Consider the following 20681-nt stretch of genomic DNA (forward strand, 5'->3'; position numbering starts at 1 on the left):
ACCGACAAAGGAGACGAATTTCATGGCCAACTGGTCCGACCCCCGTTCCGACACCCGTTCGAATATGGCGGGCTTTGGCGGCGCGACCGCTGACCGTAGCGCGGCGTTCGACGCCGGACTGCGCAGCTATATGCTGTCGGTGTATAATTATATGGCGAGCGGCGTCTTGCTGACCGGCGTCGTCGCGATGCTGTTCGCGTCGAGCGGCATGGCCGCGCAGGTGCTGGGCGGTCCCGGCATCTTGAAATATGTCATCATGTTCGCGCCGTTGGTCTTCGTGATGGTGCTGAGCTTTGGCATCAACAAGCTGTCGACGGCGGCTGCGCAGGGGCTTTTCTGGGCCTATGCCGCGGTGATGGGCCTGTCGCTCTCGTCGATCTTCCTGGTCTATACCGGCACGTCGATCGCGCAGACCTTCTTTGCGACCGCCGCCGCTTTCGCGGGTCTCAGCCTGTTCGGCTACACCACCAAGAAGGATCTGTCGGCTTTCGGCACCTTCCTGATCATGGGCGTGGTCGGGCTGTTCGTTGCGATGCTGATCAACCTGTTCCTCCAGTCGAGCGTGATGGATTTGGTCATCAGCGGCGTCGGCGTACTGTTGTTCGCGGGTCTGACGGCCTATGACACGCAGAAGATCAAGAGCATGTACGCCTATGTCCAGGGCACGGACATGATGGGCAAGACGGTCATCATGGGGGCGCTGAACCTCTATCTCGACTTCATCAACATGTTCCTGTTCCTGCTGCGCTTCATGGGCGGCAGCCGCGACTGATCGACTGCGGTGAGAGAATAGAAAAAGGCCCGGCGGAGCGATCCGCCGGGCCTTTTTCGTTTTCAGCCTGCGCGTGGCAGCGTGTCTCGACTTCGGTCGACACGAACGGGATCGATCAGGCTGGCTTCTGCATTTCGGCGATGAGGGCGTTATCGATCGCCTTTTGCCGTTGATAGGCGGGGCGGGTGCGCAGGCGGTCGGCATAGGCGGTCAGCGCGGGTGTTGCGGGCATGGTGCCGAAGGCGAGGCCCCAATCGACCTGGGAGCCGACATAGACGTCGGCGGCGGTGAATTGGTCGCCGCAGATCCATTGGGGCACGGAAACCGCCTGTCCCAAAGCCTGCAGCACGTCGTCGAGCGTGCCATAGCCAGCCGCGCGCTCGCGGCCTTCGGGGACGACGAAGCCCATCGCCTTGTTGGTGATGGCGGATTCGAGCGGCCCGGCGGCGAAGAAGAGCCAGCGATAATAAGTGCCGCGGGCATCGGTGGGCGGAGCGAGATTGGCGGCCGGGAAAGCGTCGGCGAGATAGGCGCAGATAGCGGCGCATTCGGTGACGATGGTATCGCCATGGCGAATTGCGGGCACCTTGCCCATCGGGTTGATGGCGAGATAGTCGGGTGCCTTCATGGTCGTGCCATAGTCGAGAATGACCGTGTCATAGGCGACGCCGGTTTCCTCCAGCATCCAGCGGGCGATCTGCCCGCGCGACATGGGGTTGGTGTAGAAAGTAAGGCTGGTCATGGGATCGACTCCTGATAGGCGGCGACGACTATGCGGCAAGAGCGGCGGCGGAACCAGTCGGGGGGATCGTTGCGCCGTTCAGGATCTATAGGTTTTTCGTCATCCCCGCGAAGGCGGGGATCCATCTCAGGCCCTATCGAAAGACCGAAGGTTGGGAGATGGGTTCCCGCCTTCGCGGGAATGACGATGATTCGTATGCGATCCGCATTTCGCAACGATCCCCAGTCGGCGAACGGGTCATGCGTAATATGTCCGAATTTTCCGATTTTTCCCGGCGCGATTCAGAGATAGGAAAGGGCTGCGCGTTAATAAGTTGCGATATTGCTCATGCTTCATGGTATTCCTTTATGATCCAGGCCCGGCCCGTACCGTCGCAGCAGATGCAGGGGAGACGCATGTTGGAAGATCGGATCGCCAAGCTGTCCGACGTGCAGAAGCAATGCCTGCGCCTCGCCGCGAGCGGACGCAGTTCCAAGGAAATCGCGCCTGAAGTCGGTCTGTCGCACCAGACGGTCGATCAATATATCCACCGCGCCCGCGTCACGCTGGGCGCGGAAAATCGGCGCGATGCGGCCCGTATCCTGATGGATGCGGAGAGCGCGCAGCCGTTCAAACAATTTGAATTAAAGCCGTCCCGCCTTGATGACCCGCAGGATTCCTCCATTGTGGACCTACCGGCTGCCGAGCCAGTGACGTTAGTCGAACGGATCGGCCTGCCGCCCATCGGAGGCAAGACGAATGACCTGACCGTTCAGCAAAGGCTATATGCGATAGCCCGGATTGCCTTTTTCCTGATGATCACCGCGACGGCGATCATCATCATCAGCAAGGGTGCGTTCGTCGTCCTGTCCTGACCCTGACGACGCCGCCTGACCTTTCCATCTTTTCAACCTAGCAACGTGGAGCCATGCGGTTCCGCGAGGGGATATGCCATGCCTGATTATAATCCGATGCTCGCCCGCCGTGTCGTGACCGATATCGGCCGTACGCATAATGCGATCGACGGGGCGCTCAAGAAGCTGTCGATGCTGACGACCGACGTGCTGGAAGCGTTCAGCGACGCGCAGTTGAACGACGCGATGACGCAGCCGGTGCTGGAAGATATCGCCAATGGCTTTTCGACCATCGTGGCGGGCCGCGGCGCGTTCGTCAGCGCGCATCAGAAGCTCATTGAGATGAAGATGGAGTCCAATCTGCGCAAGGTGGAGATTGGTTGCTCGATCGGCCCGATCTGTCCGCTGCCGTTCGTCGAGGAAGCGCAACTGCGTGAGGTTGCCTAACCCGATCCGCAATGATGCGGTGCCTGCGATCATGAAGTGACCCCACGGCCATGCTGCTTCTGACCTATTGGATCATGACTCTTTGCTGCTGCATTTATGCAGCGGCGAAGGGGGGCACGACCGGGCGGGCGGGTGCGGCCATCGTCCTGTTCAAGACGGTGGCCATCGCGCTCGTTACCTATGTCGAGCGCGACTGGCAGATCACGTCCTATTCGCTGTTACAGGTGGATGCGGCGTGTCTGGTCGCCTTTTTATGGCTGAGTTTGCGGAGCGACGAATATTGGCCGCTCTGGTCGACCGCCTGCCAGTTTCTGGCGGTGGCGATCCATGTGACGACATTGGTGCAGCCCGAACTGACGCCGAAAGTCTATCAGGGGCTGCATAGCTTGTGGGCCATACCGATGCAGTTGTTCATGCTGCGCGGGATCGTCCTCGACCGTCGGTTCCGGCGGCGGCGCGGCAGGATGATCGCGGCATGACGCGGCTGCATCCCCTATCTGGAAAGTCCGTGGCGATGAGCCAAAGCTATCGAATATTGCATGTCGATAATGACAGCGACATGCGGCTGGTGGTCGAGATGGCGACGCTGCTGGATACCGGCATGACCATCCGCAGCGTGCCGAGCGGCGCGGCGGCGATCGACCTGTGCCTGGCGCAGCATGCGCGACCGGACATTCTCATGCTGGATTATCGATTGCCGGACATGAGCGGGCCGGAATTATTGCGGCGGTTGCGCCGCGATCCCGCCTTTGCGGACATGCCGGTCATTTTCCTGACCGACAGTTCGGGCCATGAGGCGGAGGAGGAGATGCGCGCGCTCGACCCCGCCGGGGTGTTGAGCAAGCCGTTCAATCCGCTGTCGCTGGCGATCGACATTCGCCTGATGGCCGATCGCTGGAGCGCGATGCACTGATTGCGTGCGGGTCGATCATGGCGCTAGGATGCGGCATGACAGACCCGCTTGCCATCACCCCCGCCGACATTTCCGACGCCGCCTGGATCATCGCGGCGGCGGCCGTCCGCACCCCGCTGATCGAGAATGACCGGCTCAATGCTTTGTGTGGGCGGCGGGTGCTGCTCAAGTTCGAGGGCGCGCAGCGGACGGGATCGTTCAAATTTCGTGGCGCCTATAATCGGCTGGCGCGGCTGAATGCGGAAGAGCGGGCGGCGGGTGTGGTCGCCTGGTCTTCGGGCAATCATGCGCAGGGCGTTGCCGATGCCGCGCAGTTGCTCGGCATTGCGGCGACCATTGTGATGCCTGCCGATGCGCCCTCGATCAAGCTGGCCAATACGCGCGCGCTGGGGGCGGAGGTCGTGACCTATGACCGGCTGCGCGAGAGCCGCGAGGCGATTGCCACCGCGCTCGCGGAGCAACGGGGTGCGACGCTGGTGCCCTCGTTTGACGACCCCTTCATCATCGCCGGGCAAGGGACGGTCGGGCTGGAAATTGTCGAGCAGGTCAAGGATGCTGGCGCGACGCTGGGGCAGGTGCTGGTCTGTTGCGGCGGCGGCGGGCTGACGGCGGGGATTGCGACGGCGGTGAAGGCACAGGCGCCGGAGGTGGCGATCTATACGGTCGAACCGGCGGGGTTCGACGATACGGCCCGGTCGCTGCGCAGTGGCGTGCGCGAGGCGGTGGCGGCGGATGCGCGATCGATCTGCGATGCGTTGCAGGCACCGATGCCGGGCGCGATGACTTTTCCCATTAACAAGGCGCTGGTCACCGGCGGGCTGGTGGTGACTGACCGGCAGGTGCGGGACGCGATGCGCTTTGCCTTTTCGACACTCAAGCTGGTGGTCGAGCCGGGCGGGGCGGTGGCGCTGGCGGCGATGATGCAGGGGCTTGCGCCGCCGACCGACGGGGTCAGCGTGGTGGTGCTGTCGGGGAGCAATGTCGATCCGGTGGATTATGCGGCGATATTGACTGGGACGGATTGAGGTGCGGGCGTTTTGATCCGTTCGTTTCGAGCGAAGTCGAGAAACGTTTGCGCGGGCGTTTCTCGACTTCGCTCGAAACGAACGGGGTTTGAGGGCTGTCGCGTCAGTGGGCGATGACGCGGACGGCGAAGGCCGCGGCGGCGGCGCGGGTTTCGACGCCGAGTTTCTCGAAAATCTGTTCCAGATGCTTGTTCACGGTGCGCGGGCTGATGACCAATATCTCGCTGATGACGCGGTTGGGTTTGCCATAGCTGATCCAGAGCAGCACTTCGGCTTCGCGCTGGGTGAGGCCGAAATGGCTTTGCAGCCGGGCGATGTCGGCCAGCGGGTCGAGATGGTTGAGGCGGATCAGCACTTCGTCGCGGCGGGGGCGGCCGACGATGATGAGTTCGACGGTGTCGCCGCCGGGGCTTTCGGTCTTGACCGTGGTGCCCGATGGCAGGTCGTCGGGCAATAGGCGGGCGACGGGCGCGCGGAGCATGGCGGGAAGCGCGGTGTCGGTGCGCGACCAAGCGGGTTCGAGCGCTTCCATGAGCTTGTCGGCCCCCGGCGTGCGCCAGGAGAGCGCGCCATCCGCGCCAACGGCGATGAGATTGCGGCCCGTCGCGTCGAGCGCATAATGGCCGCCCTGGGTCTGGCGCGCATTGGCCATGTGGACGCGGACGCGGGCGAGCAATTCCTCGACCACGATGGGTTTGCGGACATAATCGACACCGCCTGCTTCGAGCGCGTGGACGACATGCTCGCTTTCGGTGAGGCCGGTCATGAAGATGATCGGCACCGGCGCGCCCTGGGGCAATTGCTTGATCGCGCGGGTGGTTTCAAAGCCGTCGAGGCCGGGCATCACCGCGTCCATCAGGATGAGGTCGGGCACGACGTGGTTCAGCAGTTCGAGCGCCGCTTCGCCACTGGTGGCGATAAGGACGGAGATGTTCGCGGCCTCCAGCGTGTCGGTGAGGAAGCGCAGGGATTCGGGCGTGTCGTCCACGACGAGGACGGTATCGGAGCGCGGCGTCGGGGTGGTCATTTTACGGCCCTTATGATTTTTATCAGCCCCTTGAGGTCGAAACGGTCGAGGTGGGCGAGCATTCGGGCGGCGAGCGGCTGGGCCTGGGGCACGGCTTGTTCCAGCGCGCGGATGCTCGATTCGATGCCGCGCACATGGCCGATGATCGCCTTTTGCTCGATATCGGCCAGGATCGGCAGGGCGTCGTCCGGCAGATCGGGCAACAGAAGGTCGTCGGGCGTGGGGGCTTCGGGTGGCGGCGCGTCGCCGGTCCAGCGGATGTGCAACTGGTCGGCGATCGCGTCCAGCAGCGCGTCGAGATCGACGGGTTTCATGAGGAACATATCATGCGCCGCGCGGCCGTCGCCGCCACGATGATATTCATGCGCGTTGGCCGACACCATGATGATCCGCACCTTGCCCCCCAGCGTTTCGCGTAGCGCTCGGCTGATGTCCCAGCCGGATTCGCCGGGCATGGAGATGTCGAGCAGCACGATGTCGGGCGCATCGCGCGCGGCGATGTCGAGGCCTGCGCGACCGCTGAGCGCTTCCATCACGGTGAAATCAAGCGGTTCGAGCAGGCCGCGCAGCACCGCGACCTGCGATGGATCATCATCGATCAGCAGCACCTTGCGCCGTTCGCCGACATAGCCGGAGATCCGGTCCACCGGGGGCGCGTCCTCGATCGGGTTGGCGACGTGGCCGAGCATCAGGCGGACGGTGAATTGGGTGCCTTTGCCCGTTTCGCTGACGACCGAGAGGTCGCCGCCCAATATTTGGACCAGTGCCTGGGTGATGGAGAGGCCAAGGCCAATGCCCTTTTGCCGTTGCGCGTCGGGGTTGCTGCCGCGCTCGAAGGGGTCGAACACGCGTTTCAAGTCATCGGGCGCGATGCCAAGGCCGGTGTCGATGATGTCGAAGGTCGCCATCTGGCTGCGATAGGCAACGCGGAAGGTGACGGAACCGGTGCGGGTGAATTTGATCGCGTTGGAGAGCAGGTTGATGAGGATCTGGCGCAGGCGTTTCTGGTCGGTGCGGACGAAATCGGGCAGTTTTTCGGGCCGCTCGAACAGAAATTCGATGCCCTTGGACTGGGCCTGCGGGCGGAACATGTTGGCGATCTGATCAACGAAAGGGGCAAGGCGGACGGTTTCGCTGCTGATGCGCAGGACGCCGCTCTCGACCTGGCTGATGTCGAGCAGCCCTTCGACGAGATTGGTCAGATGTTCGGCGCTGCGGCGGATGATCTTGGCGGCTTCGACGGGTGCGATGTCGTGGCCGCGCTCCATCAATTGCGCATAGCCGTAGATGCTGTTGAGCGGCGAACGGATTTCGTGGCTGACGCTGACGAGATAGCGGCTCTTGGCGGCATTGGCGGATTCGGCGGCTTCCTTCGCCTTTTGCAGTTCCGCGCCGGTGACGTCATGGGCGATTACCTCTTCCATCAGCTTTTGCACATGATGCTCGCTTTCCTGCATCGCGGTGCGGCGGCTTTGGTGGGCGAGGACGATCATCCAGGCGATGACCCCGCCGATGAGCGAGAAGAGGAGGAAGAGGCCGAGCATCAGGCTGGACATCTCCGCCGCAATGTCCGGCATCCGGCGGCCGATCTGCCAGTTGATGCCGCCCAGCAAGGCAGCATTGGCGATCGTGATGGCGGCCATGACGGCGATGAAATGGCCGACCGGCGTATGGACATAGCGGGCTATGCGTTGGGGCAGCAGCCGTTCGAGCCAGCGCGCGGCTTGCTGCGTGGCGCGGCTGTCGGATTTGCAACGGTCATGGCAGCGGGCTTCGAGCGTGCAGCAGAGCGAGCAGATCGGCGCGGCATACATGGGGCAATGCGCCATATCGACCGGCTGGAAGGCATTTTCGCAGATGATGCAGCTCTTGGTTTCCGCGCCCTCGGCCCAGTGCGAGCGGCGGGCGATATAATAGCGGCCATGGGTGAGGAGCGCGATCACCGGCGCGGCGGTGAAGGCGACGGCCATGCCGATGACCGGCGCGAACGCTTGGGCCAATTGCCCCAGCAGCCCCAGATGTGCGCTGCCTGATACAAGGATGGACAGCAGCATTGCGCCGATGCCGACGGGGTTGATGTCATAAAGATGGGCGCGCTTGAACTCGATGCCTGCGGGCGAGAGGCCGAGCGGCTTGGAGATCATGAGGTCAGCGGCCAACGCGCCGATCCAGCCCGCCGCGACCGTGGCGTAGAGGATCAGGATCGCCTCAATCGCGTCGAAGATGCCGACTTCCATCAGCAGCAACGCGAGCAGCACGTTGAAGATCAGCCAGACGACGCGACCGGGATGGCTGTGGGTCAGGCGGGCGAAGAAATTGGACCAGGCGATGGACCCGGCATAGGCGTTGGTGACGTTGATCTTGAGCTGGCAGATGATGACGAACAGGCCGGTCAGCACCAGCGACAGACCGGCATGGCCCGACATGGCGGTGAAGATGGTCTGGAACATGACGGTCGGGCTGGCGGCGTCGCTGGCCGAGGCCGCGCCGCCGATCAGATAATGGGCCAGCCAGGAGCCAAGCAGCAGCTTCATGCCGCCGATCAGCGTCCAGCCGGGGCCGCCCGCGAGCATGGCGGCCCACCATTTGCCTTTGCCGATCTTCTTGGCGCTGGGCAGGAAGCGGAGATAATCCGCCTGCTCGCCGATCTGGGGCAGCAGGGACAGGAGGGTGGAGAGGGCGAAGCCGAAATAGAGCAGGCTGACGCTGCCATCGGGCGCGCCAAGCTGGCCGGTGAAGCGCGACCATTCCGCCAGCGCAGACGGGCCGGACCAGAGGATATAGATAATCGGCGCGACTTGCAGCACGATCCAGATGCCCTGGGTCGCGATCTGGAAGCGGGTGATGGCGCTCATGCCGTAGAGCGCGATCGGGATGACGACGAGGGCGCTGACCAGATAGGCGACGCTCATCGGCATGCCGGTCATGGCGGTGAGCGCGACCGCCATGATCGTGGCTTCGACCGAGAAGAGCAGGAAGGTGAAGCTGGCATAGATGAGCGAGGTGAGGGTCGAGCCGAGATAGCCGAACCCTGCGCCACGGGTGAGCAGGTCGATGTCGAGGCCGTGCTTGGCGGCGTGATAGGCGATCGGCAGGCCGATGATGAACATGAGCGCAACGGCGGCGGCGATGGCGGCGACGCTGTTGGCGAAGCCGTAGGTCAGGGTGATGGACGCGCCGATCGCTTCGCAGGCGAGGAAGGCGGTCGCGCCGATGGCGGTATTGGCGACCTGCCCCGCCGACCAGCGCCGGGCGCTGTCGGCGGTGTAGCGCAGGGCATAATCCTCCAATGTCTGGCTGGCGACCCACTTATTGTAGAGCCGCTTTTCGCGCAGGACATAGGCGGCGCGGTCCATCAGAGGGCGGCGGCGTCTGCGGGATAGGGGCGCAGGCCGCCGGTGGCGACGATGAAGTCGATGACGGCGGGCAGGCCGATATTGTCCTTGAGGTTGGTGAAGAGGAAGGGGCGCTGCCCGCGCATTTTCTTTGCGTCCCGGTCCATGACGCCCAGGTCCGCGCCGACCAGCGGGGCAAGGTCGATCTTGTTGATGAGCAGCAGGTCCGAGCGGGTGATGCCGGGGCCGCCCTTGCGCGGGATCTTGTCGCCGGCCGACACGTCGATGACATAGATGGTGATGTCGGCGAGTTCCGGTGAGAAGGTGGCGGCCAGATTGTCGCCGCCGCTTTCGATGAAGATGAGTTCGAGGCCGGGGAATTTGCGGTGCATCGTGTCGACGGCGGCGAGGTTGATGCTGGCGTCCTCGCGGATGGCGGTGTGCGGGCAGCCGCCGGTTTCCACGCCCATGATGCGTTCAGGCACCAGCGCGCCGGAGCGGGTCAGAAACTCCGCATCCTCGCGCGTGTAGATGTCGTTGGTGATGGCGGCGATGTTGTAATGGTCGCGCATCGCCTTGCACAGCCGGTCGGTCAGCGCGGTCTTGCCGGAGCCGACCGGGCCGCCAATGCCGACGCGCAGGGGACCGTTGCTGGAAGTCATGAGCGAAAAAGCCTTGTGTAGAGGGTTTCATGGGACAGGGAGGCGAGTTCGAGGTCGGGCGCTGCGGTGCCGAGGTCTTCGAGCGGGGTGACGAGCGCTTTCTCTGCAATGGCGGGAATGGCGTGGGATAGCGCGGCGAGCGCAAGCTGGCCATCGGTCTGACCGAGCGGCACGAGGCGGACGCCCGCCGAAACAAGATTGGCGGCGGTGGCGTGGAGCCAGCCGTGCAGCGCGGGTTCGAGCGGGATTTGATGGGCGGTGCAAGCGAGCGCCATGACGGTGGCGTGGGCCATGGGGTGATCGCCGTTGCGCGCGGCGAAGGCGTCGAGCGCGGGATGAGGCCAGGCCTTGCGCGTGACCGAGAGGAAGGAGCCGCCCTGCTGACGGCTTTCGAGCGCGGTTTCGCTGCTGCCGCGAAAGGCGGCGGCGAGTTCGGAGAGGGCGTCGAAGGCGTCGTCGTCTGGCGCTGCGCGGTAGGCGTGGACGAACAGCACCGCATCGATCCAGCCGCCGCCGCGCGCCAGCACCGCTTCGACATAGGCGGTGACATGGGCGGCGGTGGTGATGCGGCCATCCTCGACCGCTGTTTCGAGGCCGTGGCTATAGGTGAAGCTGCCCACCGGATAGGAGGGCGAGGTCCAGGCGAGCAGGCGGTGGAGGGCGGCGTCAGCCAGCATGGTCGTGGGCGTGGTGATCGTGGTGGTGATCGTGATCATGGCCGTGATGGTGATGGCCGCCGCCGGAATAGGCACCGCCTTCTGGGGTGAAGGGGGCGTTGATCTTGGTGACGGTCGCGCCCAGCCCTTCGAGCATGGCGTTGATGACATGATCGTCGCGCAGGCGGATGGCGTGGGGGTGCAGTTCGGCGGGCAGATGCCGGTTGCCGATATGCCAGGCGAGGCGGATCATTGCGGACGGGTCTATAGCGGTGACTTCGACCAGCGCTTCGGGCGCAGCGAGCACTTCGACCAGGCGGCCGTCCGACAGTTGCAGCGCATCGCCATGGCCAAGCACTATCGCGCGGGCGAGGTCGAGCAGGAACAGCGTGCCATGGTCGGCGGTATAGACCCAGCGGCGGCGATGGCGCGCATCATGGTCCAGCGTGATGTGATCGGCGGCGGGGCCGGACCAGTGGCCGTGGGGCAGGACTTCGTGGGCGGTCAGCATGATGTAATCACTCCGTCATTCCCGCGACCCGAAGGGCGGCGTAAGCCAACGCGGGAACCCATCTCCCACCCTGTCTCCAGACGCGAGGTCCGGAGATGGGTCCCCGCCTTCGCGGGGATGACGGGTGAAGGGTGGTTAGGGCAGCTTGTCAAAACAGGAAATATCGTTGCGCGAACGGTAGCACGCTGGCTGGTTCGCAGGTGAGCAATTCCCCATCCGCCCTCACTTCGTAGGTTTCGGGATCGACCTCGATATGCGGCATGGCGTCGTTGAGGATCATCGAGGCCTTGCCGATGCCGCCGCGCGTGTTGCGCACTGCCTCCAGAGGCCGCGCCAGTTGCAGGCGTTCGGCGATGCCGTCCGCAATCCCCGCCGCCGACACGAAATGCACCGCCGACAGCGCGCCTGCGCGGCCCATGGCGCCGAACATCGGGCGGTAATGGACCGGCTGGGGCGTGGGGATGCTGGCATTGGGGTCGCCCATCGGCGCGACGGCGATGCTGCCACCCTTGATCACCATGTCGGGCTTGACCGCGAAGAAGGCGGGGGACCACAGGACCAGATCGGCGAGTTTGCCGACCGCGATCGACCCGACAATATGGCTGATGCCATGGGCGATAGCGGGGTTGATCGTATATTTCGCGATATAGCGTTTGGCGCGGAAATTGTCGCTGTCGGCATCGTCGGTGCCAAGGCTGCCGCGCTGCTGCTTCATCTTGTCGGCGGTCTGCCAGCAGCGGATGATGGTTTCGCCTACCCGGCCCATTGCCTGGCTATCCGACGACATCATGGAGAAAGCGCCAAGATCGTGGAGGATATCCTCCGCCGCGATGGTTTCCTTGCGGATGCGGCTGTCGGCGAAGGCGACGTCCTCGGCGATGCGCGGGTCGAGATGGTGGCAGACCATCAGCATGTCGAGATGTTCCTCGATCGTGTTGACGGTGTAGGGCCGGGTCGGGTTGGTGGAGGATGGCAGGACGTTGGGCAGGCCCGCCAATTTGATGATGTCCGGCGCATGGCCGCCGCCCGCGCCCTCGGTATGGAAGGCGTGGATGGTGCGGCCTGCAAACGCGCCGATGGTGCTTTCGACGAAGCCCGCTTCGTTGAGCGTGTCGGTGTGGATCGCGACCTGAATGTCATACTCGTCCGCGACAGACAGGCAGCAGTCGATCGCTGCGGGCGTGGTGCCCCAATCTTCGTGCAGTTTCAGGCCACAGGCGCCCGCGCGGATCATTTCGACCAGGGCGGCGGACTGGCTGGCATTGCCCTTGCCCATCAGGCCGAAATTCATCGGCATGGTTTCCAGCGCCTGAAGCATCCGGCCGATATGCCAGCTGCCCGGCGTGCAGGTGGTCGCGAGTGTGCCGTGCGCCGGGCCAGTGCCGCCGCCCAGCATGGTGGTGATGCCCGCGTTCAGAGCTTCCTCCACCTGTTGCGGGCAGATGAAATGGATATGCGCGTCGATGCCGCCAGCGGTCAGGATGCGCCCTTCGCCCGCGATGATTTCGGTGCCGGGGCCGATGGGGATGGTGACGCCGGGCTGGACGTCCGGGTTGCCGGCCTTGCCGATGGCGGCGATGTAGCCATCGCGGATCGAGACGTCCGCCTTGATGATCCCCCAATGGTCGAGGATCAGCGCGTTGGTGATGACCGTATCCGGCGCGCCGTCCGCGCGGCTCATCTGGCTTTGGCCCATGCCGTCGCGGATCACCTTGCCGCCGCCGAACTTCACTTCCTCGCCATAGACGGTGCGGTCCTCCTCGACGCGGATGAGGAGGGAGGAGTCGCCCAGCCGCACGCGGTCGCCGGTGGTGGGGCCGAACATGCCGGCATAGGCGCGGCGGGACATGGTTATGGGCATGAGGCGGCCTTCCGTTCGTTTCGAGCGAAGTCGAGAAACGGGTGTGCGAGCGTTTCTCGACTTCGCTCGAAACGAACGGCTGATGTGATGCCGTTCATCACAATTCCCCCATCACATCACCGCGGAAACCGATGACGATGCGGTCGCCGGCATAGGGGATGAGCTGCACGTCGCGGCTTTGGCCGGGTTCGAAGCGGACGGCGGTGCCCGAAGGGATGTCGAGGCGATAGCCGCGCGCGGTGTCGCGATCGAACAACAGGGCCGGGTTGGTTTCGGCGAAATGATAATGGCTGCCGACCTGGATCGGCCGGTCGCCGCTATTGGCGATGGTGAGGGTGATGGGGGTGCGCCCTTCGTTGAGGACGATGTCGCCGGAGAGGGGGAGGATTTCGCCGGGGATCATGCTGTCCACCCCCGCAACCGTTCGGGCTGAGCCTGTCGAAGCCCTGCCCTTATCTGCAAGGAAGAAAAGCCCTTCGACAAGCTCAGGGCGAACGGGGTGAAGAGAGGCGTCAGGCCGTTCACCGGATCGGCCTGTGGACAGTCACCAGCTTGGTGCCGTCGGGGAAGGTGGCCTCCACCTGAATATCGTGGATCATCTCGGCTATGCCCTCCATCACCTGATCGCGGGTCAGGACGTGGCCGCCGCTGGCCATCAGCGCGGCGACCGACTGGCCGTCGCGTGCCCCTTCGACCACATGGTCGGTGATCAGCGCGATCGCTTCGGGGTGGTTGAGCTTGACGCCGCGGGCCAGTCGATTGCGCGCGACCATGGCGGCCATCGCGACCAGCAGCTTGTCTTTTTCGCGTCCTGTCAGGTTCATGGGATCAGCAATAGCAGATGGTGGGCATGGAGGGCGATAGGCCGAATATCGCGGCGCGCAACACGCCCGCCGCGCGCATCACATCCTTGCGCAGCGCGTGGGGATCATCGCGGGTGAGGCGCAGGATCAGCAAATCATCGAAGCTGGTCGCGCCGCCGGTCGGCGCTTCGACCAGCGTGCGCGCGAGGTCGAGATAGTCGGCGGCGTCCGGCCCGGCATAGACGAGCGTCGCGACCGCGCTGGCATCGCCAAAGCCAAACGGCGCCCGGCCTGCGGTGGCGAAGTCGCCCTCGATATGGAGCGCGTCGGCCCAGACCAGCCGTCCGCCGCGCCGGATGCGCCAGCTATCGTGGATCAAGCCGCTTTGATAGGTTTCGCCCATCGCGCCGCGCCCCAGCACCAGCATTTCCATCGCCAGCATCCGCGCGTCGGGGGCCATGTCGGCGCTCAGCGTGCGGCGCATCCGGCTGCGGTCGAACAAGATCGCTTCCTGCGCCAGCCATTCGCAGGTCGCGCCCGCGCCGATGGTGATGCTAGTGTCGATGCGGGTGGGTTCATCCTCGTCCAGCGCGCGGTAGAGCTTTTCGGCGGCCTGCGGCACGATGGTCGCGCACACGCCCGGATCTACGATGATGTCGAGCGCCAGCCGATCCCCGCCGGTCAGCCCGCCGCAGGTGGTGACGGTGACGGCAAGCGGAAAGTCGCCATCGCGGCCTTCGGGAAACAGCAGTCGCGCGGGGGCGACCTGCATCATGTCGCGGATGCCGCGCGGCCCGAACGCCACCATGGCGCGACCATCGACGCGCTGGTGCCGGGACTTGGGAGGCACGGTAATGGCGCGTTGCACGGTCATGGACACCATCTGATCAGGCGCGGGTGGTCGGGACATGGGGTATATGACGTATGGGTGATGGCTAGGAGCGATACTGTTCCCCGGCGAAAGCCGGGGCCCAGAGTCCCAAGCGCTGTGTCATATGGCCCTGGACCCCGGCTTTCGCCGGGGAACGGAATTGCGTGTTTGGGCGGTGCGTGATCAGGTGGTCGGACGCGGCGCGCTGCCGCGGCCGTAGCCGGGATCGACCTTTTCGGTCTTGCCGTCCTTGGCGGCCTTTTCGCCGTAGAAGGGCTGGCCATGCTCAGTCGTCAGGTCGGACAGGAAGCCCGGCTGCCGGATGCCCTTCTTGCGCATCGCTACGCCGGTCAGGCAGGCGTGCATGATGAAATTGGCGTTGAGCGCGCTGCGATAGGTGGGGTCCAGCACGGGGGCGAGTTCGACGATTTCGAAGCCGACCAGTTCATTTTCGGCGCAAAGCCGCCGCACGATCGGGATCGCTTCGCGCATCGTCAGGCCGCCGGGGACGGGCGTGCCGGTGCCGGGGATGAAGGCCGGGTCCAGCACATCCACGTCGAAGGAGATGAAGATCTTCTTGCCGCTCTCACGCGCTTCCTTCAGTGCGCGTTCCATCGTCGCGGCCCAGCCATTTTTCTCGATCTCCGGCATCGCATGGTAGCGCACGCCATTGTCGCGCATCCATTCGAAACCTTCCTTTTCGGGCCAGGGACCGCGCAGGCCGACCTGGATATAGTTTTTGCCCAGGACATGGCCTTCCTTGACCGCGCGATAGACGGGCGCGCCATGGGTGATGAAATGCACGCCGCCCTTGCCCGCATCATAATGCGAATCGAAATGGACGACGCCAAAGCTGCCCTTGCCATGGACATCGGCAAGGCCAGCGACATCGCTATATTCGAGGCTATGGTCGCCGCCGACGATGAAGGGCAGCGCACCGGTGCGCGCGATCTCGGCGACGCGCTCGCGGACATGGGCGACGGTGCGTTCGGTCGACATATTGTCGATGGCGATGTCGCCATAATCGACGATCTTCAATTCCTTGGACGGATCGACCATCGTGTACATGTCGATGCCGCCCGCGCCATATTGGGTGCGCATGGCCGATGGGCCACCCTTCGCCCCGCGATAGCCCGACCCCATGTCGAGCGGCGCGCCGACGATGGCGACGTCCACTTTGCCTGCGACCAGATCTTCGGGGAAGATCGCGACGGGTGCGCCGGCGAAGGTGGCGATGCCGCCGCCATAGACGCCGCCGCCGCGCCCGTTGGCGTAATAGCTTAGTTCAAACGGGCCGGCTTCGCGCTTGGGATCGAGGCCGGATGGGCGACGCAGTTTCCAGCCGTTGAAATTCTCATTGTCGGTATCGAGCGGGATCGCCGCCATGTCCGTCTTGGCATTGAATTTCGAGGCCTCGACCGCGTCCATCATCGCCTCGATATAGGCGTCGATTTCCTGCGGGCTCTTGGTCGCCAGCCGCTCGAACAATTTGTCGTAGGAACCGGCGAACATTTCGGCGGGGTCGGATGTCAGGAACTCGCGCTTGGCCTTGGGCAGATCCTTGATCTTGGCTTCCAGCGCGGGGGGGATGGCGGGCTTGTCGGACTGGGCGATCACCGCCGCCGACGAAATTACCGTCGCCATCAGCAATGCGCCCAGCGCCATGCGTTTCATCGTCATCTTATTCCCCCGAACCCTGGTCCATTCTGCCCGGCAGGCTAGGGCAGGGGTGCGCGTCTGGCAAATGGGGTGATTGACGTAGCGGCTGGGTAAAAGACCCGGACCATGCGTGCAAGGTCCGGGTCTTGGCAGCGGCCATGGGAGCGGCGATTATCGTCTGCCTACGTGGTCGGGACTCCTGCGAGCAATCCCGGCCAGGACGATAGCAGCGGGCCGACGCGCGGCCCTACGTCAAACGCCCTATCGAGGCGCTTTGGTGGTTCCGGTAGCGCCGCCTCTATGTTGATCGCGTCGCTGTTCCTGTTGTGGATGGTCGTCATCCTGCTGGTGGTGGCGGTGGTCGCCCTGTCGCGGCAAGTGCGGGCGATGCAGGAGGGGGCCGGGGCGGTTGCGCCCCGCGCCGTGGTGGCCGTGCCTGGCCGCGCTGCCCCGGTGGTGAGCGCGCCGACGCTGGCGGGCGATATGCTGACCATCGGTGGGCCTAGCGCGGATGGCCGCGCGCAATTGCTGTTGTTCATCGCGCCCGGTTGCGCCGCCAGCCGCTCCGCCGTGCGCGACGCGCTGGCGCTGACGAACCGCACGCAGTTGCGGCTGCTGTTCCTGGGCGAAGGGCGGGCGGAGGATTATGCCGACATGCTGCGCCAGCATCGTATCCGTGACACCGACATCATCCTCAATGCGCAGGTCGGCGCGGATTTCCGTATCGGCACGCGCCCCAGCGCCGCGTTGATCGATGCGGGCGGGCGGCTGCTGGCGCGTGGGGCGATCGACGGGCGCGCCCAGCTCGAAGCCTTGTTGGCGCATGGGCAGGCTGACGCGGCTGCCGGGCAGGAGGCGGATACAAAAATTGTGGCGCTGGCGTCATGATCGCGCTGGACAGGGCGCGATGATCGGGCATCTTGGGCGGGGCATGAGAGGGAATGCGGGTATGGCGATCAGTCTGACGGTGAATGGCGTGGCGCGGCAGGTGGAGGGCGACCCCGCCAAGCCACTGCTATGGGTGCTGCGCGAGGATCTGGACATGGTGGGGACCAAGTTCGGATGTGGCGCGGGACTGTGTGGCGCCTGCACCGTCCATGTCGATGGCAATGCCGTGCGGTCCTGCCAGACGCCGCTGGGCGATGTGCAGGGGGCAAAGATCACCACGATCGAGGGCGTGGCGAAGAGTGCGGTGGGCCAGCGTATCGCCGAAAGCTGGATCGCGCAGGACGTGCCGCAATGCGGCTATTGCCAGGCCGGGCAGATCATGAGCGCGACCGCGTTGCTCAGCCAGACGCCCAAGCCCAGCGACGAGGAGATCGATGCGGCGATGATGGGCAATCTGTGCCGCTGCTCCACCTATGTCCGCATCCGCGCCGCGATCAAGGCAGCGGCGGCATGAGCGCCGCGATCCTTTCCCGCCGGGGTTTCATCTCCGCTTCGCTGCTGGCAGGTGGCGGCTTGCTGTTCGACTTGGCTGTGCCGATGGCGCAGGCGGCGGACGGAAGGCCGGTCGTCCTCAATGCCTTCATCCGCATCCTGCCCGACAATCGCGTCATCATCGGCGCGAAAAATGCCGAGATCGGCCAGGGCGCCAAGACGATGCTGCCGATGATGATCGCCGAGGAACTGGACGTCGACTGGGCGCAGGTCACGGTCGAGCAGACCCATGCGGACGCCGCGATCTTCGGTGGCCAGAGCGCGGGCGGCAGTCGCACGACGCCGCGCGAATGGGTTCCCACGCGCCAAGCCGGCGCGGCGGCGCGGGCGATGCTGGTTGCCGCCGCTGCAGCGCAATGGGGCGTTGGGGCGGAAACGCTGACGACCGGCAGCGGCAAGGTGACTGATCCGAAGTCGGGCAAGTCGGTGGCCTATGCGGCGCTGGCGGCCGCGGCGGCGAAGCTGCCTGCGCCTGATCCGGCGACGCTCACATTGAAAGATCCGGCCAGCTTCCGCATCATCGGCCAATCGGTGGTAGGGGTCGATACCCCCGCGATCGTCGCGGGCAAGCCCTTGTTCGGGATCGATTTCAAACTGCCCGGCATGCTGTATGCGGTGCTGGAAACCTGCCCGGCCTTTGGTGGCACGTTCAAGTCGGCCAATCTGGACGCGGTCAAGGCGCTGCCGGGCATCGCCCAGGTGCTGCCGATCACGGGCGATGGCACGGCGGAGTCGGGCTATGATGGCGTGGCGATCCTGTCGACCAGCTGGTGGAGCGCGAACAAGGCGCGCGAGACGCTCAAGGTCGAATGGGACACCAGCGCTGTCGCTGGCTTCTCGACGGAAAGCTATGCCACGCAGGCTGTCGCGCGGGCGAAGGTGAAGGCCGATACCGACATCACGCGGACGGGTGACGTGGACGCGGCTTTTGCGTCGGCGGCGAAAGTCGTCAGCGCAGACTATAGCTACCCCTTCCTCGCCCATGCGACGCTGGAGCCGCAAAATTGCACAGCCCTGTTCACGGATGGCGCGATCGAAATCTGGGCGCCGACGCAGAACCCGGAAAATGGGCGCGGGCTGGTGGCGAAGGCGCTGAACCTGGCGCCGGAGAAGATCCGCATCAATTTCTCGCGCATCGGCGGCGGCTTTGGGCGGCGGCTGATGAATGATTATATGGTGCAGGTGGCCAAGATCGCCGCGCAACTGCCGGGCGTACCGGTCAAGCTGCTCTTCAGCCGTGAAGACGATATGCGCCGCGATTTCTATCGTCCGGCGGGCTGGCATGGATTCCGCGCCGCGCTGGACAAGGGTGGCAAGCTGATCGCGTTTCACGATCATTTCGTGACCTTCGGCAAGGATGGCAAGGCGGTGCGTGGCGGCGATCTGCCCGCGCATGAACTGCCCGCCGGACTGATCGAGCATGTGCTGCTGGAACAGAGTTTCCTGCCCACCAACATGCCAACCGGCTGGCTGCGCGCGCCAGGCTCCAATGCGCTGGGTTTCGTGACGCAGGCCTTCATGGACGAGGTTGCGGTTGCGGCAGGCAAGGATTTGCCCGGCCTCATGCTCGAATTGCTCGCCGAGCCGAAGGAACTGCCGCGCGGCACCAACCAGCCGCCCTTCGTTACGGCGCGCGCCAAGGGCGTGATCGAGAAGGTGGTGGCGATGGCCAACTGGTCCAGCCGCAAGGCGCTGCCCAAGGGGCGGGGCCTGGGCTTTGCTTTCTATTACAGTCACATGGGCTATTTCGCCGAGGTGCTGGACGTGGAGGTCGCCGATGGCGTGCCCAAGGTGAAGACCGTCTGGGTCGCGGGTGATGTCGGCAGTCAGATCATCAACCCGATCAATGCGCTGCATCAGGTGCAGGGATCGGTGATCGAGGGGCTGGGGCAGGCGCTGGCCGGGCAGGCGATCACGCAGGTTGCAGGCGCGGTCGAGCAGGGTAATTTCCATACCCACCCGCTCCAGCGCATCCCCGACACGCCCACCATCATCGTCGAATTCGTGAAGACCGACTATCCGCCGACGGGCCTTGGCGAACCGGCCTTGCCGCCGGTCATCCCCGCCCTGATCAACGCGATCCATGCGGCGACGGGGAAACGGATACGCAGCCTGCCGGTGACGGCGGAGATGCTCGCCTGACATCAAAGCGTGTCCTCCAGGAAGCGCGCCAAACTGGCCCTGCGACGGTGTGAACTTTGGTATTTGGCTGAGGAAGGGCGACTGGCCGCGATGTCGGCCCATGCGTCATTTGACGTAGAGGGGGGATAGGCTGGGGTTGCCATAACCCGATGGTGCCTAGTGAAAGGGTCTTGCGCTGATGCGCCGTCTGTCTGCTTCGCTGCGGGGATTTTTAGCCCGCGATCCGTTCATCCTGTTCCTGGCGGTGTCGGGCGTGATCTTCGTGCTGTACTGGGCGGTGACCGCGCGGAGGGAGACGATCGACGTGCCCTTGTCGGTGCAGAAAAGCCTGTCCGACGATTATGAGATGATGGCGGGCAAGAAGCCGGATGCGGAGGCGCGCGCCAAGCTGATCCATGATTATGTCGCCGACGAATTGCTGTTCCGCGAAGCGGTGGAGCGGGGCATGCACATGACTGACAAGACCACCAAGCAGCGGCTGATTGACCGGGTGCGCTTCATGATTGCGGGCGCGCCGGCCGAGCCGAGCGAGGACCAGTTGATGGGCTATTATGCGGCGCATCGCGACCTGTACCGGGCCGAACCGCGGCTGTCGGTGGATCATGTGTTTTTCGAACAGAGGCCGGCCGATGCGTCTGCTTTGCTGGCGCGATTGCAAGCGGGTGGGACGGTGAAGGGGGATGATTTCTGGATGGGGCATGATCTGCCCGATTATGGCGTGTCAATGCTGCGCGGCATGTTCGGCCAGCCTTTCCTCGATACGCTTAACAAGACGCCGACGGGTCAGTGGATCGGCCCGCTGCAATCCACGCGTGGCTGGCATTTCGCGCGGGTGCGCGATCGTGGACCGGCTGCGATGCTGGCTTATCCCGCGGTGCGTGATCAGGTGAAGCAGGACTTCCTGGCCGAGCAGAGCGGCGCGCTGGTCGAGAAGGAAGTGCAGAAGCTGGAGGATGGCTATCGCGTGCGGGTGGAGCAATAG

Annotated in this window: 21 protein-coding genes; 10 read left to right on the plus strand and 11 right to left on the minus strand. The window is 64.6% G+C overall.

What is annotated here, in order from left to right:
• Positions 1-22: 22 nt before the first annotated feature.
• The gene (locus tag ACZ2HM_RS01470) at positions 23-772 is read left to right on the plus strand and encodes a Bax inhibitor-1/YccA family protein (protein ID WP_037474800.1); all 750 of its coding nucleotides are present in this window, start codon (positions 23-25) and stop codon (positions 770-772) included.
• Between the two features lie 115 nt (positions 773-887).
• Here the strand turns inward: ACZ2HM_RS01470 and ACZ2HM_RS01475 are convergent, their stop codons facing one another.
• Positions 888-1514, minus strand: coding sequence for a glutathione S-transferase family protein (locus tag ACZ2HM_RS01475; protein WP_037474802.1), 627 nt, complete (start codon positions 1512-1514; stop codon positions 888-890).
• A 239-nt stretch (positions 1515-1753) separates the two neighbouring features.
• Here ACZ2HM_RS01475 and ACZ2HM_RS01480 point away from each other — a divergent pair, with 239 nt between their 5' ends.
• The 5 genes from ACZ2HM_RS01480 to ACZ2HM_RS01500 all read left to right on the plus strand — a co-directional run bounded on the left by ACZ2HM_RS01480 (position 1754) and on the right by ACZ2HM_RS01500 (position 4732).
• Positions 1754-2368 (plus strand): helix-turn-helix domain-containing protein, encoded by a 615-nt coding sequence (locus ACZ2HM_RS01480; protein WP_470426035.1) that lies wholly within the window; start codon positions 1754-1756, stop codon positions 2366-2368.
• Between the two features lie 78 nt (positions 2369-2446).
• The gene (locus ACZ2HM_RS01485) at positions 2447-2794 is read left to right on the plus strand and encodes a hypothetical protein (protein WP_037474804.1); all 348 of its coding nucleotides are present in this window, start codon (positions 2447-2449) and stop codon (positions 2792-2794) included.
• 50 nt (positions 2795-2844) lie between these two features.
• Positions 2845-3273: a hypothetical protein gene (locus tag ACZ2HM_RS01490; RefSeq protein WP_052027612.1), complete on the plus strand. Its 429-nt coding sequence runs from the start codon at positions 2845-2847 to the stop codon at positions 3271-3273.
• Positions 3270-3707 carry a response regulator gene (locus ACZ2HM_RS01495; RefSeq protein WP_083217070.1) on the plus strand — a complete coding sequence of 146 codons (438 nt, stop codon included), beginning with the start codon at positions 3270-3272 and terminating at the stop codon, positions 3705-3707. The genes ACZ2HM_RS01490 and ACZ2HM_RS01495 overlap by 4 nt, the downstream gene beginning before the upstream one ends.
• A 35-nt stretch (positions 3708-3742) precedes the next feature.
• Positions 3743-4732: a threonine ammonia-lyase gene (locus tag ACZ2HM_RS01500; RefSeq protein WP_470426036.1), complete on the plus strand. Its 990-nt coding sequence runs from the start codon at positions 3743-3745 to the stop codon at positions 4730-4732.
• Positions 4733-4835: 103 nt separating this feature from the next.
• Here the strand turns inward: ACZ2HM_RS01500 and ACZ2HM_RS01505 are convergent, their stop codons facing one another.
• The 10 genes from ACZ2HM_RS01505 to ACZ2HM_RS01550 form a co-directional block, all read right to left on the minus strand.
• Complete coding sequence (locus ACZ2HM_RS01505) at positions 4836-5759, minus strand: response regulator transcription factor (RefSeq protein WP_037479607.1); 924 nt, start codon at positions 5757-5759, stop codon at positions 4836-4838.
• Positions 5756-9115, minus strand: a complete 3360-nt coding sequence (locus ACZ2HM_RS01510) for a hybrid sensor histidine kinase/response regulator (RefSeq protein ID WP_470426037.1) — start codon at positions 9113-9115, stop codon at positions 5756-5758. Before ACZ2HM_RS01510 ends, ACZ2HM_RS01505 begins: the two co-directional genes overlap by 4 nt.
• On the minus strand, positions 9115-9756 hold the full coding sequence (ureG, locus tag ACZ2HM_RS01515) for an urease accessory protein UreG (RefSeq protein WP_470426038.1): 642 nt from the start codon (positions 9754-9756) through the stop codon (positions 9115-9117). The genes ACZ2HM_RS01510 and ureG overlap by 1 nt, the downstream gene beginning before the upstream one ends.
• On the minus strand, positions 9753-10472 hold the full coding sequence (locus tag ACZ2HM_RS01520) for an urease accessory protein UreF (RefSeq protein WP_470426039.1): 720 nt from the start codon (positions 10470-10472) through the stop codon (positions 9753-9755). Before ACZ2HM_RS01520 ends, ureG begins: the two co-directional genes overlap by 4 nt.
• Positions 10423-10923, minus strand: a complete 501-nt coding sequence (gene ureE, locus ACZ2HM_RS01525) for an urease accessory protein UreE (protein WP_470426040.1) — start codon at positions 10921-10923, stop codon at positions 10423-10425. The genes ACZ2HM_RS01520 and ureE overlap by 50 nt, the downstream gene beginning before the upstream one ends.
• A 148-nt stretch (positions 10924-11071) precedes the next feature.
• Complete coding sequence (gene ureC, locus ACZ2HM_RS01530) at positions 11072-12784, minus strand: urease subunit alpha (RefSeq protein WP_470426041.1); 1713 nt, start codon at positions 12782-12784, stop codon at positions 11072-11074.
• Between the two features lie 97 nt (positions 12785-12881).
• Positions 12882-13187, minus strand: a complete 306-nt coding sequence (locus ACZ2HM_RS01535; protein WP_470426042.1) for an urease subunit beta — start codon at positions 13185-13187, stop codon at positions 12882-12884.
• A gap of 118 nt (positions 13188-13305) precedes the next feature.
• Positions 13306-13608 (minus strand): urease subunit gamma, encoded by a 303-nt coding sequence (locus ACZ2HM_RS01540; RefSeq protein ID WP_043154324.1) that lies wholly within the window; start codon positions 13606-13608, stop codon positions 13306-13308.
• Positions 13609-13612: 4 nt separating this feature from the next.
• Positions 13613-14461, minus strand: coding sequence for an urease accessory protein UreD (locus ACZ2HM_RS01545; protein WP_470426043.1), 849 nt, complete (start codon positions 14459-14461; stop codon positions 13613-13615).
• A gap of 180 nt (positions 14462-14641) precedes the next feature.
• Positions 14642-16138 carry an arginase family protein gene (locus tag ACZ2HM_RS01550; protein WP_470426044.1) on the minus strand — a complete coding sequence of 499 codons (1497 nt, stop codon included), beginning with the start codon at positions 16136-16138 and terminating at the stop codon, positions 14642-14644.
• A gap of 279 nt (positions 16139-16417) precedes the next feature.
• Here ACZ2HM_RS01550 and ACZ2HM_RS01555 point away from each other — a divergent pair, with 279 nt between their 5' ends.
• The 4 genes from ACZ2HM_RS01555 to ACZ2HM_RS01570 all read left to right on the plus strand — a co-directional run bounded on the left by ACZ2HM_RS01555 (position 16418) and on the right by ACZ2HM_RS01570 (position 20681).
• Positions 16418-17005 carry a thioredoxin domain-containing protein gene (locus tag ACZ2HM_RS01555; protein ID WP_470426045.1) on the plus strand — a complete coding sequence of 196 codons (588 nt, stop codon included), beginning with the start codon at positions 16418-16420 and terminating at the stop codon, positions 17003-17005.
• A gap of 61 nt (positions 17006-17066) precedes the next feature.
• Entirely contained in the window at positions 17067-17519 is a 453-nt protein-coding gene (locus ACZ2HM_RS01560) for a (2Fe-2S)-binding protein (RefSeq protein ID WP_470426046.1), read from the plus strand.
• Entirely contained in the window at positions 17516-19699 is a 2184-nt protein-coding gene (locus ACZ2HM_RS01565; protein ID WP_470426047.1) for a xanthine dehydrogenase family protein molybdopterin-binding subunit, read from the plus strand. The genes ACZ2HM_RS01560 and ACZ2HM_RS01565 overlap by 4 nt, the downstream gene beginning before the upstream one ends.
• Before the next feature lie 178 nt (positions 19700-19877).
• On the plus strand, positions 19878-20681 hold the full coding sequence (locus tag ACZ2HM_RS01570) for a peptidyl-prolyl cis-trans isomerase (RefSeq protein WP_470426048.1): 804 nt from the start codon (positions 19878-19880) through the stop codon (positions 20679-20681).

It is taken from the genome of Sphingobium sp. KKT206, from assembly GCF_055640555.1.